Source organism: Paenibacillus sp. FSL M7-0420 (assembly GCF_038002345.1).
Lineage (GTDB): Bacteria > Bacillota > Bacilli > Paenibacillales > Paenibacillaceae > Paenibacillus_AQ.
The window spans coordinates 301931-320346 of sequence record NZ_JBBOCJ010000001.1; the positions used below are offsets into that span (position 1 = coordinate 301931).

At 55.6% G+C, this 18416-nt stretch carries 12 protein-coding genes; all 12 read left to right on the forward strand.

Features of this window, described 5'->3' with window-relative positions; translation table 11 throughout:
- Nucleotides 1-103 precede the first annotated feature (103 nt).
- The 12 genes from acpS (at nt 104) to MKX51_RS01400 (ending at nt 18413) form a co-directional block, all read left to right on the forward strand.
- Nucleotides 104-508 (forward strand): holo-ACP synthase, encoded by a 405-nt coding sequence (gene acpS / locus MKX51_RS01345; RefSeq protein WP_340990919.1) that lies wholly within the window; start codon nt 104-106, stop codon nt 506-508.
- A gap of 32 nt (nt 509-540) precedes the next feature.
- A complete protein-coding gene (gene mutY, locus MKX51_RS01350) occupies nt 541-1920 on the forward strand; it encodes an A/G-specific adenine glycosylase (RefSeq protein WP_340990920.1) in 1380 nt (459 codons plus the stop codon).
- Between the two features lie 1296 nt (nt 1921-3216).
- Nucleotides 3217-4254 carry a LacI family DNA-binding transcriptional regulator gene (locus tag MKX51_RS01355; RefSeq protein ID WP_340944846.1) on the forward strand — a complete coding sequence of 346 codons (1038 nt, stop codon included), beginning with the start codon at nt 3217-3219 and terminating at the stop codon, nt 4252-4254.
- A gap of 1145 nt (nt 4255-5399) precedes the next feature.
- Complete coding sequence (locus MKX51_RS01360; protein ID WP_340990921.1) at nt 5400-6815, forward strand: extracellular solute-binding protein; 1416 nt, start codon at nt 5400-5402, stop codon at nt 6813-6815.
- 248 nt (nt 6816-7063) lie between these two features.
- On the forward strand, nt 7064-9970 hold the full coding sequence (locus MKX51_RS01365) for an extracellular solute-binding protein (protein ID WP_340995459.1): 2907 nt from the start codon (nt 7064-7066) through the stop codon (nt 9968-9970).
- A gap of 72 nt (nt 9971-10042) precedes the next feature.
- A complete protein-coding gene (locus MKX51_RS01370; RefSeq protein ID WP_445322049.1) occupies nt 10043-10948 on the forward strand; it encodes a carbohydrate ABC transporter permease in 906 nt (301 codons plus the stop codon).
- A 5-nt stretch (nt 10949-10953) separates the two neighbouring features.
- Nucleotides 10954-11817 (forward strand): carbohydrate ABC transporter permease, encoded by an 864-nt coding sequence (locus MKX51_RS01375; protein ID WP_076085569.1) that lies wholly within the window; start codon nt 10954-10956, stop codon nt 11815-11817.
- A 19-nt stretch (nt 11818-11836) separates the two neighbouring features.
- The gene (locus tag MKX51_RS01380) at nt 11837-13279 is read left to right on the forward strand and encodes a tetratricopeptide repeat protein (protein WP_340990922.1); all 1443 of its coding nucleotides are present in this window, start codon (nt 11837-11839) and stop codon (nt 13277-13279) included.
- The gene (locus MKX51_RS01385; RefSeq protein WP_340990923.1) at nt 13266-13889 is read left to right on the forward strand and encodes a Yip1 family protein; all 624 of its coding nucleotides are present in this window, start codon (nt 13266-13268) and stop codon (nt 13887-13889) included. The genes MKX51_RS01380 and MKX51_RS01385 overlap by 14 nt, the downstream gene beginning before the upstream one ends.
- An 18-nt stretch (nt 13890-13907) precedes the next feature.
- Nucleotides 13908-16478: a DUF5696 domain-containing protein gene (locus MKX51_RS01390; RefSeq protein ID WP_340990924.1), complete on the forward strand. Its 2571-nt coding sequence runs from the start codon at nt 13908-13910 to the stop codon at nt 16476-16478.
- Nucleotides 16478-17377: a carbohydrate ABC transporter permease gene (locus MKX51_RS01395; protein WP_340944837.1), complete on the forward strand. Its 900-nt coding sequence runs from the start codon at nt 16478-16480 to the stop codon at nt 17375-17377. The genes MKX51_RS01390 and MKX51_RS01395 overlap by 1 nt, the downstream gene beginning before the upstream one ends.
- Nucleotides 17378-17399: 22 nt before the next feature.
- Complete coding sequence (locus tag MKX51_RS01400; protein WP_340990925.1) at nt 17400-18413, forward strand: carbohydrate ABC transporter permease; 1014 nt, start codon at nt 17400-17402, stop codon at nt 18411-18413.
- Nucleotides 18414-18416: the final 3 nt, after the last annotated feature.

Sequence of the window (18416 nt, forward strand, 5' to 3'; positions counted from 1 at the left end):
AGATCTGTGGAGTCCTAGCAAGATCATATCATTAGACGCAGGGTAAGGATAGAAGGTAATATAAGAGGGTTAAGGAATGCAGAGCCAGGAGAGGTGTGGGAGTGTGATTTACGGAATCGGGCATGATGTGCTGGAAATCGGCAGGGTTGCCGGGATTACGGAGAGCAGCCTGGGTAGCCGCTTCTCCCGGAGAATTCTGACCGGGCCGGAGCGGGTGCTGGCCGCAGGCAAAGGCGCGAAGACAGCGGAATTCACCGCCGGGAGATTCTCGGCCAAGGAAGCGGTTGTGAAGGCGCTGGGCTGCGGCATCGGACAGATGGTGGGTTTTCAGGACATTGAGATTCTGCCGGATGCGCTGGGCAAGCCAGTAGCCATACTGTCGGCGGAGGCCTGGGCCCGGCTGGGGCTGCCGGAGCAGGAGTATGTCATTCATCTCACCATTACGCACAGCCGCGGACTGGCCTCGGCCTTCGCGGTGGTGGAGCGGACGACCGGCTACAGCCTGTAACTATATAATTATGAACGGCAAGGAGAATAACGATGACCACAGATGAGAAGCACATAGAAGCGCAGCAGGAAGCCAAGTTATTCTTCAGCCGGTTCCTGCTGGAATGGTACCACCTCCAGAAGCGGGACCTGCCGTGGCGTCGCCACCGCAACCCTTATTACATCTGGATCTCGGAGATTATGCTGCAGCAGACCCGGGTGGATACGGTAATTCCTTATTTCAACCGATTCATTGAGCAGTTCCCGACCGTGGAGGCGCTCGCAGATGCACCGGAGGAAGAGGTGCTGAAATGCTGGGAGGGCCTTGGCTACTACTCGCGTGCCCGGAATCTCCAGCATGCCGCGAAGCAGGTCAAGGAGCTGTACGGGGGGCAGGTGCCGGATGACCGCGATGCCGTATTCGGCCTCAAGGGCGTAGGCCCGTATACAGCCGGTGCTATTCTAAGCATCGCGTTCAACCGGCCGGAGCCGGCGGTGGATGGCAATGTGATGCGCGTCTTGTCCCGGTATTTCCTGATTGAGGATGACATTGCCAAAGGTCCGACCCGTGTGAAGATGGAAAAGCTCGCCGCCGAGCTGATCCCCGAAGGGGAAGCAGGCAGCTTCAATCAGGCGCTGATGGAGCTTGGCGCGCTCATCTGCACGCCGAAATCACCGCGCTGCCTGCCGTGCCCGGTGATGGAGCACTGCGCCGCGCGGCTGGCGGGCTGCGAGGCCTCGCTGCCCGTCAAGACCAAGGCGAAGCCGCCGCGTCCGGAGGAGCGGCTGGCCGCCCTGGTGGAGGGCCGCGGCGAGCACGCGGGCCGGGTACTGATCCGGCAGCGGCCGGCCAGCGGGCTGCTGGCCCGCATGTGGGAGCTGCCGCACTGGCCTGCGCCGCCTGCTGAGGCGGGCGGCGCGCGCGGTGCGCTGCTGCCGGAAGCGGCAGCGCTGGACCGGCTGCGCCGGTCCATGAGCCAGGCCGGGATTCACGCCCGGCCTGAGGGGCACTGGATGGCTGCGGAGCATACATTCAGCCATATTGTGTGGACCCTGCAGGTGTACCGCTGCAGGGAAGAGGCGGCGCTGCCGCTGGCAGCGGAGAGCCGCGCCGTGTACGGGGCGGCTCCTGCGGAGCGCGGCGGCAGACCGCTGGGCGGCGCAGACGGCCCGCAGGCTGCGGAAGCCAGAGCAGCGCAGGCGCAGCGCGGGGACGGCCTGCTGAGCGCAGAGGCCGGGGCAGTGCTTGCGGCGCTGGGGGCACAGCCGGCGGAAGACGCACCGCTGGCGCTGTTCGACAGCGGGGATGCCGCAGCCGACGCGGCAGACAGCGGAGCGCAGCGCTGGATCAGCCGTGAGGACATGAAGAACTACGCCTTTCCGAATGTGTTCCTCAAGCTCCTGAACAGCTATTTCGATGAGCAAGGGACCTAGGGTCCCAGCCACAACCGTGATGCTGTTGCCCGCTGAGCCATACAGTACATCCACGGACAAGCATCACTGCTGCCGATTGCAGTGTAAAGATTAGTATGTTTGGTACTAGACGGGGGTGCTTCTCTTATCTTCTCGCCAACGCTGCAACGGCTGCCGTCCTTCTCAATAGAGCGCCACCGCTTCCGTGTGCTGTTGAGCAAATGTAGGGGCTTCGGTTGTGGACAAACTGGAATTAAGTATTACCTGACCCAAACAGCCGAAAGTATAGTATATGTGCGCCACTGACCGCGCCGGAATCAGGCTGCAAAAACCCATTAAATGTGCCTGAAGTGAGCCGCACGGTGAAATCAAAGGGATAAATCCCATTAAATGTGCCGGAAGTGAGCCGCATGGTGAAATCAAAGGGATAAATACCTTTGAATGTGCCTGAAGTGGGCTGCACGGGTGAAATCAGAGGTATAAATCCCACTAAATGTGCCTGAAGTGAGCTGCACGGTGAAATCAGAGGGATAAATCCCATTAAATGTGCCGAAAGTGGGCCGCACGGTGAAATCAGAGGGATAAATCCCTTTGAATGTGCCGGAAGTGGGCTGCACGGGTGAAATCAGAGGGATAAATACCTTTGAATGTGCCTGAAGTGGGCTGCACGGGTGAAATCAGAGGGATAAATACCTTTGAATGTGCCTGAAGTGGGCTGCGCGGTGAAATCAGAGGTATAAATCCCATTAAAAGTACCGGAAGTGGGCCGCACGGGTGAAATCAGAGGGATAAATCCCATTAAAAGTACCAGAAGTGAGCCGCAGGCGTAAATGAGGAGCACAACTACCCCTGAATCCGCCGAAAGTGGGCGGTTGAGCAAAATGAGGAGCACAACTACCCCTGAATCCGCCCAAAGCGGGCGGTTGAGCAAAATGAGGAGCACAACTACCCCTGAATTGGCCAAAAGTGGGCGATTGATCGAAATGAGGAGCACAACTACCCCTGAATTGGCCGAAAGAGGGCGGTTGAGCAAAATGAGGAGCACAACTACCCCTGAATCCGCCAAAAGTGGACGGTTGAGCGAAATGAGGAGTACATATACCTCTGAATCAGCCGGAAGTTAGTGGTTGAGCGAAATGAGGGGCGACTGGCACGAATAAAGGGCCACTAAGCACCAGCCCATCTCCACGCGCCCTTCCAGCCCTAACTGCACCCTGCCCCTCTGCCGACTTCCCCGCTCCACCCCAACCCCCCGCACCCATCCGCCCCGGATGTAAGTTGCCATAAGCCAGGAACGTGAGACCAAGGAGGTAAAGGATGAAGACGATTACCATATATGATATCGCCAAGGAGGCCCAGGTGTCCGTAGCCACAGTCTCCCGTGTCCTCAACAATACAGCTCCGGTCAAGGAGAGCACCCGGGAGATCATCATGGCTGTGATTGAGAAGCACCAGTTTCAGCCGAACGCGCTTGCCCGCAGTCTACTCAAGAAGGAGACCGGCACCATCGCGATGATTCTGCCTGACATCACCAACCCTTTTTTCCCGGAGGTCTTCTGGGGAGCCGAGAATGTGGCCAGAGAGAAGCATTATACCTTCTTCCTCTGCGATACGGCGGGGGAGCATAGCCGCGAGTCGGAGTACCTTAGCATCCTTCGGGAGAAAAGAGTGGATGGGATTATTTTTCTGGGCGGCAGAATTAACCTGAACCAGTGTCCCCCGGCGTTGTCCCAGGAGGTAGTGGAGCTGTCAAAGCATGTGCCGATCGTGCTGGTCAACGGCAATCTGCCCCGGAGCGGTCTGCACCGCATTTACACCGATGAAGAAGAAGGGGCAGCGCTTGCCACCCAGCATCTGCTGGACCTGGGGCACCGGAGAATCGGGTTCCTCGGGGGGATGGAGGAGACCTCCACGACTCAGGTGAAGCTGAAGTCCGTGAGGATGAAGCTAAAGGAGCAGGGGCTTGAGCTGCGCAAGGATTGGGTTATGTTCCACGACTTCTCGATCGAGGGCGGGCGGAAGCTGATGGACCGGATGCTGGAGCAGGAGGAACGGCCGACAGCGGTATTGTGTGTAAATGATTTTACGGCTATCGGCGCGTTGAAGTCGGCCACCCAGCATGGGCTGAAGATACCGGAGGATCTGTCGATCGTCGGGTTCGATGACTCGCCCTTGTCCAGAGCGGTTATTCCGGAGCTGACCACGGTGTCGCAGAACACCAACCAGCTGGGGGAGCTGTCTGTAGAGATGCTTCATGAGCTGATCAGCGGCAGAAATCCCCGAAAACGGACGGTGCTCCAGCCTAAGCTGGTGGTACGTGACAGCACGGGCCGCCCGAAAATTTTCGCAGAATAGCTCACAAAATAGCTCGCAACAACACTTGCCGGAAGCTGCTTACCAGACAAGTCTGCCGTGCACGCATTCAAGTATGTTCATCCAGGGCCGGTCAAGAACTTTCCAGGCGTATGTGGAGTGCGTCAGCACGAGGGGGCCTGTATTCTGGAAAGTTTTTGGATTGAAGCATGAAATTTGTGTAAAGTAGGATTGACCAGGGGATAACCAGAAGTTATAATGAAATGGATTTCATGAAACCCATTTCATTATTTTTTGGGATTTGAGTAAGCGGTTACTCTGGCGGTACATATGGGACAAGGAGATTTTGCGAATTTACTGATAATTTGAAAAGTATAAGAATTCGCAGCCGTAACCCACCAGTCATCCGGATATTTCCCGCGAGAGAGGTGCCGATCTGAGAGGGACGGCATGGCCCGTGCACAGTTGCTCCTAATACGCCCTCTGAAGCGGTATCGCTCTCAATGGGACGGCAAGGGCCGTGCAATAATCCTTATCCTTCTCTCGGGAGAGGCACCTGCACAGTTGCTCCTGATACGCCCTCTGAAGCGGTATCGCTCTCAATGGGACGGCAAGGGCCGTGCAAAAATCCTTATCCTTCTTCTCTCGGGAGAGGCACCTGCACAGTTGCTCCTGATACGCCCTCTGAAGCGGTATCGCTCTCAATGGGACGGCAAGGGCCGTGCAATAATCCTTATCCTTCTTCTCTCGGGAGAGGCACCTGCACAGTTGCTCCTGATACGCCCTCTGAAGCGGTATCGCTCTTAATGGGACGGCAAGGGCCGTGCAATAATCTTTATCCTTCTCTCGGGAGAGGCCCGTGCACAGTTGCTCCTAATACGCCCACTGACGCGGTATCGCTCTTAATGGGACGGCATGGGCCGTACAATAATCCTTATCCTTCTCGCGAGAGCGGCACTGCCCGTATCCAAGTTCATTTATTTCCAAGTTTTCTTTTCATCATTTCAAGGATAGTCTTAAGGGCTTATATGCTGGCATACGCCACTATATAAATATGACATCGGGAAGGGAGCGGGGGACGGGCGCAGACATGCTTGGATCAGTTCAATCTTGAATCAGTTCAATCTTGAATCAGTTCAATCTTGAAATGGCTTAACATCACTGAAATTAGGGGAGCGTGGCGAACAGTGAAACAGTTGAAGAAGAAAAGCTCGGCTTGGTTCATGCTGATGACAGCCGTAGTTACACTTGTAACCGGTTGCAGCGGAGGGAATAATGCGGCTGCACCGGCAACACCGGCGGCGGAGGCGACTCAGGCTCCGGCAGCCAGTGAAACGGCACCAGCAGCAACGGAAGCTCCTTCGGCAACGCCGGCTGCCAATCTGAACGGGCGGGAGATCCGCATTTCCCACTGGTGGGATGCCACTCCTGTCGGGGATTCAGAGGCAGATGAGCTTGCCCGCGAACGGATCAAAGCGGTGGAAGAGAAATACAACGTCAAGATTAAATACCTGAATACAGAGTATTGGTCCACCGCCGAGAAGCTGTCCTCTTCCGTTATGGCGAGCGATCCGTTTGCCGAGATTGTCCGGCTGCCTGACGGCTTCATCTGGGGCCTGATGCATGGCGGCTTCCTTACACCGCTTGATGATTATCTGAAGGATTCACTCATCGATCAGAGTGTGATTGATTCCATGCGCTTCGGCGGCGATAAGGTCTATGGTCTGGAGAGCTGGTACAGCCCGAACGACAGCGGCGTGTTCTACAACAAGCGTATTTTCAAGGAAGCAGGCCTGAAGGACCCGCAGCAGCTGATGGATGAGGATAACTGGAACTGGAATACGATGCTTGATGCGGCGAAGAAGCTGACGATTGACAAGAACGGGGACGGGAAGATGGACCAGTACGGTCTGGCCGGAGCCCATTATGTGATCTCGGAGCTGCTGATCGCCAGCAACGGCGGCAAAATCTACGACGAAGCCACTCAGAAGGCGGTCTTTGATTCACCGGCATCTATGGAAGCGCTTAACTTCCTTCATAAGCTGTACACGCAGGATAAGGTTTTCAAGCCTAACGAGGGCAATGACTGGGAAGACCCGGCTAAGTATTTTGGAGAAGGCACCGTGGCTATGTATCCGGGCGGTCTCTGGGAAATCGAGGGGCGTATTCTCGGCAAGATGAAGGATGAATGGGGATATGTCTATATTCCAAAAGGCCCGCAGGCCGATAAGTACTACGATCCGCTGGGCCAGACAGCAGCGTATGCCATTCCCAAAGGGGTCAAGGATGCGGATACCATCGTGAAGATCTGGGAGGATCTGCAGCCGTTCGACAGCTGGCAGGAGAACCGCAGACTGTCGATGGAGAATATTTTGCCGGATGAAGCCTCTATCGCCAATGCGATGAATGATGAGGGTAAGGTAGAGCGGGTCTATGGCGGACGCTACGGCGGTCTTGGCGTCAAGGATCAGCTGGATAAGGTGACTGAGAAATTCCTGAAGGGCGAGGTTACACCGTCCACCGGGGTGGCCCAGGTCATTGGAACGGCGCAGGCCGCAGCCAAGAAGGTACTGAGCGGTGAGCAGGATAAAGAGAAGAAATAGGTAGCAGGACAGCTCATAACAAGGATAATTCCTGATTGTTCTGCACCATACCTGCTGTGTTAGTCCGCAGAATCGGCAGCCGCCCTTAAAGGGCGGCGTAGCCGTGTGCGCTTGAAATATAAGAATTTCGCGCTGAAACGGTACCGTCCTTCAAAAGGACTGCCAGGCCGTTCCACTTGAAATATAACCAGTTGCACCTGTAACACTCTTTAAATGCAAGTCTGCTAGAGGAGGGAACCCGAGTGAGAATGCCATTATCCCGGCGGATGATGAACCGGACACTTGTAACCGTCATGCTGATCTCCATGATGGCGCTGCCTGCGGCAAGCGCAGAGCTGCCTGCTGTCCAGGCGGCGCAAGGTGTAACGGGGAACGGGCAGGAGGTACGGCAGCTGCCTGAGGGCAGCTATGAGCATTATCTGCAGCAATACGAGGGCGAGGAGCAGCCGCGCGAAGAAATTATGCTGAAGGGGGCCGATTATACAGGGGCCGAGGGGATGAGCCCGGAGGTGCTAACAGAGCTTGGCGGGGAGACGGGGAGATACGTCAGAACGGAGGAGAGCGGCTCCATCCGGTGGCAGCTGGATGTGCCGAAGTCCGGACTGTACCACATCTCGGTCCGTTATTATCCGGTGAAGGGCAAAAGCTCGGCGATTGAACGTGAGCTGCTGATTGACGGCAAGCTGCCGTTCGCCAGCGCCCGCAATCTGTCCTTCGCGCGGATCTGGGTCAATGAGAACCCGGAGATCCAGCAGGATAACCGGGACAATGATCTCCGGCCGCGCCAGATTGAGGCTCCGGCCTGGCAGGAGACGCTGCTGAGAGATACGGAAGGCTACTATGAGGAGCCGTACCAATTCTATTTCCCGGCAGGCCGGCACACCATAACGATGGTGTCCGGCAGAGAGCCGATGGTCATCGACTATATTAAGCTGCACAGCTACGCTGCACCCGCTGCCTATGCAGAGGTGAAGCAGGGCTACGAAGCTCAAGAATACAAGGAAACCAGCGGCCATACGATCAAGATTCAGGGGGAAGACGCGGCCTACAAATCCTCCCCGACCTTGTATCCGGTCACAGACCGCTCAAGCCCTTCAACAGAGCCGTACGATGTCTCCAAGATCAGAATGAACACGATTGGCGGCAACAACTGGCGGGTACCGGGCCAATGGATCGCCTGGGAAGTGGAAGCGCCGGAGGACGGTCTGTACAACATCACCATCAAAGGCCGGCAGGAGCTGCTAAGAGGGATCTATTCCACACGCTCCCTGCGGATTGACGGAGAGGTTCCTTTTCGGGAAATGCTGCAAATACCGTTCTATTACGATTCGGATTGGCAGATGAACCGGCTGGGGAACGGGGATGAGCCGTATTTGTTCTATTTAAGCAAAGGAAAACACGAATTGCAGCTGGAGGTCAGCCTCGGGGCGATTGCGCCGCTCTTGCGCCAGGTGGAGGCCAGTGTGCTGGACATTAATGCGATGTACCGCAAAATCCTGATGATTACAGGCAATGTGCCGGATCCGTACCGCGATTACAGGCTGGAGGAGCAAATCCCGGATATGACGGCGGTCTTCCGTGAGCAGAGCAAGATTCTATATGGCATATCGGAAGAGCTGGTCCGGCTTACAGGGGAAAAGAGTGATAAAACCGCAACCTTGAATAAAACTGCTTATCAGCTGGCGGACATGGCCGACAAGCCGGAAACGGTGCAGAAGCGGCTATCGCAGTTCAAAATCAATGTCGGCAGCGTCGGCTCCTGGATTCTGGAGGTACGGGAGCAGCCGCTGGAGATTGATTACCTGCTGCTCTCTTCGCCGGATGTGAAGCTGCCGAAGGCGAATGCTTCCGGGTTCAGGAAGCTTGTGCATGAGGTGTCGTCCTTCACCCATTCGTTCTTCGAGGATTACAACACGATTGGCAATACCACGGAGAACGGCGAGACCATTGATGTATGGATCGGAACCGGCCGCGACCAGGCGCAGGTGCTGAAGGCAATGATCGATGATACATTTACCCCGCTTACCGGCATCGGTGTCAATCTGAAGCTGGTGAGTCCGAATGTGCTGCTGCGCGCCTCGCTGGCCGGGGAAGGCCCGGATGTGGCGATGCAGGTCGGCAATGATATGCCGGTGAACTTCGGGATGCGCCAAGCGGCGGAGGATCTGTCGAAGTATCCCGGCTATGAGGAAGTGGTGAAGCAGTTCAGAGACAGCGCGCTCGTGCCGTACCGGTTCGAGAATCAGGTCTTCGCCCTGCCGGAGCAGCAGATCTTCAACATGCTGTTCTACCGGAAGGATATTCTGCAGGAGCTGAATCTTGAGCCGCCGCAGACCTGGGATGAGGTCTACGCGATGATTCCGGTGCTGCAGAAGCACCGGATGGATATGGCGCTGCCGCTCGCGCAGACGACAGGCGTACCGGTGCTGGAGGTCAACCGCGCCTATGCCATGCTGCTCTATCAGATGGGCGGATCCTTTTATCTGAATAACGGAGCGAAGAGCGGACTCGATACAGAGACCGGGCTGGCTGCCTTCAAGAACTGGACCAATTTCTATACCAGCTACAAGCTGCCGCTGATCTTCGACTTCCCGATGCGGTTCCGCACCGGCGAGATGCCGGTCGGCATTCAGGATTATACCTTCTATAACTATCTGACAGTATCTGCGCCGGAGATTAAAGGGCTATGGGAATTCATTCCGGTTCCGGGAACGAAACAGCCGGACGGCAGTATCCGCAGGGATGTTGCCAGCGGGGGCACCGCCGCGCTAATGCTCAAGCAGGCGAAGAACAAGGATGCCGCCTGGGAATTCATGAAGTGGTGGGTAGACAAGGATTCTCAGGTCCGCTTCGGCCGGGAGATGGAGGGCCTCATGGGCGCGGCAGCGCGGTATCCGACCGCGAACGTTGAAGCGCTTAAGGAGCTGCCGTGGCCGACAAGCGATTACCGTCATCTGGAGGAGCAGTGGCAATGGGTGCAGGGTGTGCCTGAGGTGCCGGGCGGTTACTTCACAGGCCGCCATCTGGACAATGCTCTGCGCGAGGTCATCAACAATGGAACGAACACCGCTGATGCCCTGTACGATTATGTGCAGGAGATCGACTATGAGATTGATCAAAAGAGAGCAGAGTTCGATTTGAAACGAAGGGAATAGGGAGGGACTCTTGTGCAGAAAGTGAAACATACGGCCGAACCCTTGATTCAGCCCCGGCTGTCCCCTTCCGGGCTGCGTAATTACTGGGCTTTGTTCGGCAAAGACATACGGCGGGATAAACATCTGTATGTACTGCTGGCTCCATATATGATGCTGTTTCTGTTGTTTACCGTACTGCCGGTGGTCATTTCGATCATCTTCAGCTTCACGCACTTCAACATGCTGGAGATGCCGCGCTGGATCGGCTGGGAGAATTATTCCAAGCTGCTCTGGAACGATGATGTGTTCCTGATCGGGGTCAAGAATACACTGATTTTCTCGGTGGTTACCGGACCGGTCAGCTATATCGCCTGTTTTCTGTTTGCCTGGCTGATCAATGAGCTGAATCCCAAGCTGCGGGCGTTTATGACCCTGATCTTTTTTGCGCCGTCGATCTCGGGGAATGTCTTCTTCATCTGGCAGATTATCTTCTCCAGTGACTCCTACGGGATCATCAACGGACTTCTCATGCAGCTTGGCGTAATTTATGAGCCGATCCAATGGCTGCAGGACCCCAAGTATATGCTGGGGATCATCATGCTGGTACAGCTCTGGCTAAGCCTCGGGACCAGCTTCCTGGCCTTCATCGCCGGACTGCAGACTGTTGACAAGACGCTGTATGAAGCAGGGGCTGTGGACGGTGTCAAAAACCGCTGGCAGGAGCTGTGGTTCATTACGCTCCCTTCCATGCGGCCGCAGCTGATGTTCGGTGCGGTCATTCAGATCACTGCGTCGCTGGCAGTTGCCGATGTGGCTATGGCGCTGGCGGGCTTCCCGAGTGTGCAGTACGGGGCGCATACGATCGTAACCCATCTGGTGGACTACGGGACGATCCGCTTCGAGATGGGCTATGCCTCGGCGATTGCCACCGTGCTGTTCGTGATGATGCTGGGCAGCAATCTGATTGTTCAAAAGCTGCTGAAGAGGGTGGGTGAATAAGCGGGATGAAGCTTGCTATACGTCTGAACAAAAAAGTAAACCGTTCCTGGCAGGTCGACGCCCTGCTGTTCCTGGCCCTGGCCGGATTCGGATCCTTCATGGCGATTCCGTTAATTTATGTCATTAACAATGCGTTCAAGCCGCTGGATGAGCTGTTTATTTTCCCGCCTACGCTGTTTGTACGCAATGCCACGCTTGAGAACTTCGCCAATCTGTTTCAGGTGATGAAGAATTCCTGGGTGCCGTTCTCCAGATATATATTCAACACGGTATTCATTACCGCTGCCGGTACAGCCGGGCATATCCTGCTGGCCTCGGCGGCGGCTTACCCGCTGGCGAAGCATAAATTCCGCGGCTCTAAGGTGCTGTTCACCGTGGTTGTCCTGTCGCTGATGTTCTCGCCGCATGTCACCGCGATACCGAACTATATGATTATGTCCGCTCTGGGCTGGATGGACTCCTACCAGGCGGTTATCGTTCCTGCCTTTGCCTATCCGCTGGGACTCTATCTCATGAAGCAGTTCATGGAGCAGATCCCCGATGCGCTGCTGGAGGCGGCGAAGATAGACGGGGCAAGTGAATACCGCATCTTCTGGCAGGTCGTCATGCCGCTGGTGAAGCCGGCCTGGCTGACGCTGCTCATTCTGATGATGCAGATGCTATGGGGAACGGACGGCGGCAGCTTCATCTACAGCGAGCAGCTCAAGACGCTGCATTACGCGATGGGCCAGATTATTCAGGGCGGGATCGCCCGTGCAGGAGTCGGGGCTGCGGTAGCGGTGATTATGATGACCGTGCCGATTGTGACGTTCATTCTGTCACAGAGCAATGTGATTCAGACGATGGCTTCGTCCGGCATGAAGGACTGAAGCGATGGAGGCGTTAGGGTTGAGAATAAAGTCATCGATACTGGTGCTTGTATCCGTGCTGCTGCTTGTCAGCCTGTGTCCTAGGCCGGCCGGGGCTGCGCCGTATGAAGGATATACCTACTCCTACTGGGGAGACGCGGTTCAGTCGCCGATTGCTTATCTTCCTTCGAGGGCTATCAGCGGGCTGGAGGCAGGGACGGGAGTCTGGACTGCTCCGGGAGACCTGTTTGTCTCAGCGGAAGGGCTGCTCTATGTGCTCGATTCCGGGAACGGGAGGATTGTGGTGCTGGATAAGGAGTGGAAGACACTCCGTGTCATCGAAGGCTTCCGGAACGGGGAGAAGAAGGACAGCTTCAATAACCCGGAGGGACTCTTCGTTACGGATGCCGGCCGGATCTACGTGGCGGACACGGAGAACAGACGGCTGGTCGAGCTGGACGGTACAGGGGCCTTCGTGCGGGAGATCGGAGCGCCGGAGGCGGATGTGATCGGAGCGGGTTTTGAGTATTTTCCGCGGAAGGTGATTGTTGATAAGGCAGGCCGGATCTATGTGGTGGGCAGAGGGGTCTACGAAGGGCTGATCGAGTTCGACAGCGACGGGCAGTTCACAGGCTTCATGGGCACGAACAAGGTGCAGTTTGATCCTGTGGATCTGTTCTGGAAGTCGGTATCAACCAAGGAGCAGCGCGAGAAGATGGTGCAGTTCATTCCGCTGGAATTCAACAATGTCGATGTCGATGAAGATGGCTTCATCTATACCACTACCGTGGATAAGAAGACCTTCTCTCCGGTAAAAAGATTGAATCCCTCCGGCATCGATGTCCTGCGGGTCAGCGGGGAGATCCCGCCCATCGGCGATCTGAGCAGGGACCGCTCCGCCTTCATTGACATTGATGTGACCGGAAACGGGGTCTACCGGGTACTGGACTCCACGCGCGGGCGGGTGTTCACCTACAATGAGGACGGCAAGCTGCTGTATGTCATCGGTCAACTAGGCAGCCAGCTCGGTACCTTCAAGAACCCGGCGGCGGTGGAGAGCTATGAGAATGCAATCTATGTACTGGACCGTGATCTGGGGAGAATTACCGAGTTCACAGTGACTCAGTTCGGCAGCATGGTCAATGAAGCCAACACCCTGTACAGCTCCGGTAAGCATGATGAAGCCGCCAAGCTGTGGCGGGAGGTGCTGAAGCTGGATGCCAACTATGAGATGGCGTATGTCGGCATCGGCAAATCACTGCTCCGCCAAGGCGAATATAAGGAGGCTATGACTTATCTGAAGCTGGGTAATGACCGCGAATATTACTCCAAGGCGCTTGGGAAATACCGCAGGGAGTATATGCGCGATTATTTCAGCCTCTATATGACCGGAATAATAGCCGTGCTGCTGGGCGGCTACGTCATCGTCCGCCTGGTAAAGCGGCCGAGAAAGGAAGGGAGGGTTCAGGATGCCGTTTCTTAAGGACATTAAATATTCACTGCATGTAGCAGTGCACCCCTTCGACGGATTCTGGGATCTGAAATACGAAAATAAGGGCAAGCTGCGCATGGCACTGGGCATTCTTATGGCCCTTACCCTGACCATGATTGTGAAGCGCCAATATGTAGGCTATGTGGTCAATTATAATCACCCGCTTGCACTGAACAGCATCAATGAGCTCAAGTATATTATTTTCCCGTTCCTGCTCTGGTGCCTGGCGAACTGGTCCCTGACGACGCTGATGGACGGGGAAGGGAAGTTCGGAGAGATCGTCATTACGACAGGCTACGCCCTGCTTCCACTGATTCTGATCAACATTCCCAATATCCTGCTCAGCAATGTGATCACGCTGCGGGAGGCTTCCTTCTATCATTTACTGGATGCTCTGGCCACGCTCTGGTTCGTGTGGCTCTTGTTCATCGGAACCATGACCGTTCATCAGTACACGGTGCTCAAAACGATTACAACCATGCTGCTGACACTGGCCGTGGCGGGCATCATCATCTTCCTGGGCCTGCTGTTCTTTAATCTGATCCAGCAAATTGTCAGTTTTGTCTACACCGTCTACCAGGAGCTTTCACTTCGCGGATAAGAAAGGAGGAGCCAGGCTTTGAAGAAGAAGCTAACCATCATTGCCATTGTGCTTATGCTCAGCGGCGCAGCCCTGCTGCCGTACACAGACTTGGCGGAATCCGCGCCTGAAGCGGAAGCGGCGGTACAATCCGATACGGCAATACAATCCGAAGCAGCGGTACCATCCTCAGCGCAGAGCATGCAGGCCACCCCTAAATCGCCGGAGCTATCCGCAGATCTGAAGGCGGCCCTGGACAACGAATATTTGACCCTGTATCTGAACCGGGCCACAACGGAGATCGCCGTTAAGGATAAGAAGAGCGGAGCGCTCTGGTATTCTAACCCGCAGGACCGCGAACAGGATGCTGTCGCCACCGGATATAACAAATCCAAGCTGAATGTACAGGTAGAGCTGACCTACTATGACAGCAAGGGCAATCTCATGAACTATGACAACTACACCCACAGTGTGCAGAACAGCCAGTTCACCATCGAGGAATCGGGTGGCAGCCTGAATATCGTGTATACGCTGGGGGAGGTCAAGAGCAATATCGACGGAATTCCCAAATACATCAGTGAAGAACGCTTTCGTACCCTGATTATCGGCCGCCTTGAGAAGGACAGTGACAAGAAGGAGATTGAGAAGCGGTTCAGGTATGATGAGCCGAACAAGCGGTATGAACGAAGAGATACGTCCTTTAAGGGAGTCGGGCTTAAGAAGGTGACTTCCCTGTTCGAGCAGGTTGGCTATGATGAGGCGCAAATTGCCATCGACAAGGCGGCCTACGGTGAAGAGGAGGACGGAGCCGCCCTGGTGACGCTCCCCCTGGAATACCGGCTGGACGGAAAACAGCTACGGGTAAGCATCCCGGGCGATAAGGTCCGTTATCCGGATAATATGCATATTCAGACGTTGACGCTGCTTCCGTTTTTTGGGGCAAGCGGGACGAAGGATGAAGGCTACAGCCTGGTGCCTGACGGCTCCGGGTCACTGATACACTTCAATAATAACAAGCTCTATGCTACCCCTTACCGCACCGCGCTGTACGGGCCGGATGCTGCGCTGACCCAGCTGGGGCAAGTGCAGAAGGAGGAGACCGCACGGCTGCCTGTATTCGGCATGAAGGTTCAGGACCGCGGCTTCCTGGCGGTGATCGAGAGCGGAGCTGCGGTAGCAGCCGTGGAGGCAGACGTCAGCGGGCGGCTGAATCAGTATAACAATGTCTTCTCCAGCTATACGCTGGGCAGTCTGGAGGAAGTGACGCTGACCAACGGCTGGCGCTCCAGTACGGTGAAGCAATTTCAGGCAGGTATCTTCCCCGGAGATATCACTGTAGCGTACAGCTTCCTTGATCAGGAAGAAGCCAGCTATTCAGGCATGGCCGCCCAATACCGGGAGTATTTAATCGAACATACCGGGATGGCAAGGCTGGAAGAGGCGGAGGACGTTCCCTTCTACCTGGAATTGATCGGCGGCATTCCGAAAAAGAAGTTCTTCCTGGGCATTCCCTACAGCGCTTATGAGCCGCTTACTTCCTTCAAGGAGGCCAGGGTCATTCTGGAGCAGATGCAGGAGAAGGGGATCGGGGACATTCAACTGCGGTACACCGGATGGTTCAACGGCGGCATCAACCATAATTACCCGAAGGGCGTATCGGTGGACAGCAAGCTTGGCGGGGCAAAAGGACTTCAGGAGCTGCAATCTTACGCACAGGATAAGGGGATTACACTGTATCCCGATGCTTCGTTCCTGCAGACTTTCCCGGAAGCCAAGGGCCTCGGCAAGTCACAGGCCTCCAAGCTGATTACGGGCAAGCTGGCGCATACATATCCCTATGATATCTCTGACCTCAAGCAGGATGTGAAGCAGCCCTCCGGTTATGTCGTCAGTCCCCGGGTACTGCCGGGTGTGGTAGACGGCTTCCTCGGGGATTATGCAGCGCTTGGAGTGGACGGCTTGTCCCTGCGGGATCTCGGCAGCGGGCTGAATTCCGATTTCAATGCGGAGAATCTGGTTGACCGCCAGCGGGCCGAGGGAATCGTCAAAGAGCAGCTGGAGCGCATGAGCAGCTCGGTGCCCCGCTTGATGGTTGAAGGCGGCAATGCGTACGCAGCTCCCTTCGCCCGTCATATTGTGGCTGCGCCCATGCAGAGCAGCGGGTTCAATATTACGGATGAGAGCATCCCCTTCTTCCAGATGGTGTACCACGGCTATCTGCAATATGCCGGAACTGCCTGGAATATGGCTGACGATCAGGATGCAACGCTTAGTCTGCTGAAGGCGCTGGAGACCGGGAGCGCACCGTATTATACCTGGTTCTATGCAGATCCCTCTGCGGTCAAGATGACGGGCTTCGACCGGCTGTATTCAGCCGATTACCGCAGCTGGATTGATCAGGCAGCCGGGCAGTATCAGGCATTGAGCCGTGTACTGAAGAGTGTCCAGTCCCAGACGATCAAGGAGCATAAGAAGCTGGCGGAAGGTGTCTATCAGACGGCTTATGAAGCGGGTACCAGGATTATAGTGAATTACAACCGTGCACCGGTGACTGTGGGCGGAGTAACCATAGACGGACGGAATTACCGGGTAGGAGGTGAGCAGCAATAATGAAGCTTAAGAAGCTGTCCCTGGAGCAAAAAAACAGATATTACGGCCTGTACTTCATTCTTCCCTGGTTCGCGGGCTTCTGCTTCCTGTTCCTGACGCCGCTGCTGTCCTCCCTGCGGTTCAGCCTCAGTAACCTGCAGGTCAATGATGAGGGCTTCACGCTAAAATATATCGGACTCGCGAACTTCCGGGAGGCGCTGTTCTCCCATGAATCCTATGTCCGGACATTAACGGAATCCGTGTCGAATATCGTGCTGAACACCCCGCTTATTCTGATTTTCAGCCTGTTTTTCGCTGTGCTGCTCAATCAGAAGTTCCATGGCAGAGTGCTGGCCCGGGCCATCTTCTTCCTGCCGGTCATTCTGGCCTCGGGGATTATTGCCAGCATTGAGAACGGGGATCTGATGCAGTCCGTTGTGCGCAGCGCCAGTGATTCCACGGGCGGAGGCCTGTCGGTGATCAAGAATCTGGAGCTGACCACGCTGCTGATCGAATCCGGTCTGAGCCCCACCGTGGTGCAGTATCTGACTGGGGCGGTGAGCCGGATCTATGAAATTGTCAGCCAATCGGGCGTGCAGATCCTGATCTTCCTGGCGGGGCTGCAATCGATTTCCCCTTCCCTGTATGAGGCGGCGAAGATTGAAGGCTCCACAGGCTACGAGGCCTTCTGGAAAATTACGTTTCCGATGATCGGCCCGCTGATCCTGACGAATCTGGTCTATACCATCATCGACAGCTTCATCAGCGACCAGACCAGCCGCATGGTGGTGGATACAGCGTTCAAGAGCTTCAATTTCGGGCTGAGCGCAGCCATGTCCTGGATGTATTTTGCCATCATTGCGCTGCTGTTGTGGATCACGACGGCGCTGATCTCACGCAAAGTCTTTTATCAAGACTAGCGGTTAGGAAGGAGGAGCATTCATGAAGACAGAGACCGCAGCAATGCCGCACCGCTCCAGGAAAGAGCAGCTGCACAGGCTGGCCTCGGCCGCCTATTGGGTAGAATTTTCGAAAAAATGGTTGTGGGTCATCGCCCGCTTTGTGCTGGTCTTCGGTATCTCGTTCGTCATCCTGTACCCGATCCTGCTGAAGCTGTCGATTGCGTTCAAGAGTATGGATGATTTGTATGATTCCACCGTGATCTGGGTCCCGCAGGCCTTCACCCTGGAGAACTTCAGGCTGGTCTTCACAGCGATGAATTATCCGGCAGTCCTGCGGAACACCCTGCTGTTGTCCTCAGCGGTCATGGTGCTTCAGACGATCATCTGTGTGCTGGCCGGTTACGGCTTTGCCCGGATTAAGTTCAGGGGGAGCGGGCTGCTGTTCGCGGCAGTGATCTTTACGATTCTTGTCCCTTCCCAGACGATCATGATTCCGCTGTACCTGCATTTCAAGAACTTTGACCTGTTCGGCCTGATTGAGCTGTTCACGGGGAAGCCGGCGAATCTGATCAATACGTACTGGCCGTTTATTATTTCTTCGATGCTCGGGATGGGCGTCAAGACAGGGCTGTATGTCTATATTTTCCGCCAGTTCTTCAAGGGCATTCCACGGGAGATTGAGGAAGCGGCCTATGTGGACGGAGCAGGCTATTTTACCACCTTCGCCCGGGTGATTCTGCCCAATGCCATTCCGTCGATGGTAACGGTGATGCTGTTCTCCTTCGTGTGGCAGTGGAATGACTCCTTCTTCACCAACATGTATCTGAATGAACCGAAGGTCATGTCATCGATGATGTCATCGGCGGGCTACGGCATTGCTACCTACATGACCGGCGGCGGCCAGGCGGCGAATTCGCTCGTTCAGGACCCGTTCTTCATGTCCATGATGATGAATACCAGTGTGCTGATGGCGATTCTGCCGCTGATTATCCTCTATGTATTCGTTCAGCGGCATTTCGTTGAGAGTGTGGAGCGGTCCGGTCTGGTCGGTTAGGAG

What these genes read in the sequence shown, in the direction of transcription:
- MKX51_RS01355 (WP_340944846.1), top strand. Translation starts at nt 3,217, where the DNA reads ATGAAGACGATTACCATATATGATATCGCCAAGGAGGCCCAGGTGTCC.
- MKX51_RS01375 (WP_076085569.1), top strand. Translation starts at nt 10,954, where the DNA reads ATGAAGCTTGCTATACGTCTGAACAAAAAAGTAAACCGTTCCTGGCAG.
- MKX51_RS01400 (WP_340990925.1), top strand. Translation starts at nt 17,400, where the DNA reads ATGAAGACAGAGACCGCAGCAATGCCGCACCGCTCCAGGAAAGAGCAG.
- MKX51_RS01365 (WP_340995459.1), top strand. Translation starts at nt 7,064, where the DNA reads ATGCCATTATCCCGGCGGATGATGAACCGGACACTTGTAACCGTCATG.
- mutY (WP_340990920.1), top strand. Translation starts at nt 541, where the DNA reads ATGACCACAGATGAGAAGCACATAGAAGCGCAGCAGGAAGCCAAGTTA.
- MKX51_RS01385 (WP_340990923.1), top strand. Translation starts at nt 13,266, where the DNA reads ATGCCGTTTCTTAAGGACATTAAATATTCACTGCATGTAGCAGTGCAC.
- MKX51_RS01395 (WP_340944837.1), top strand. Translation starts at nt 16,478, where the DNA reads ATGAAGCTTAAGAAGCTGTCCCTGGAGCAAAAAAACAGATATTACGGC.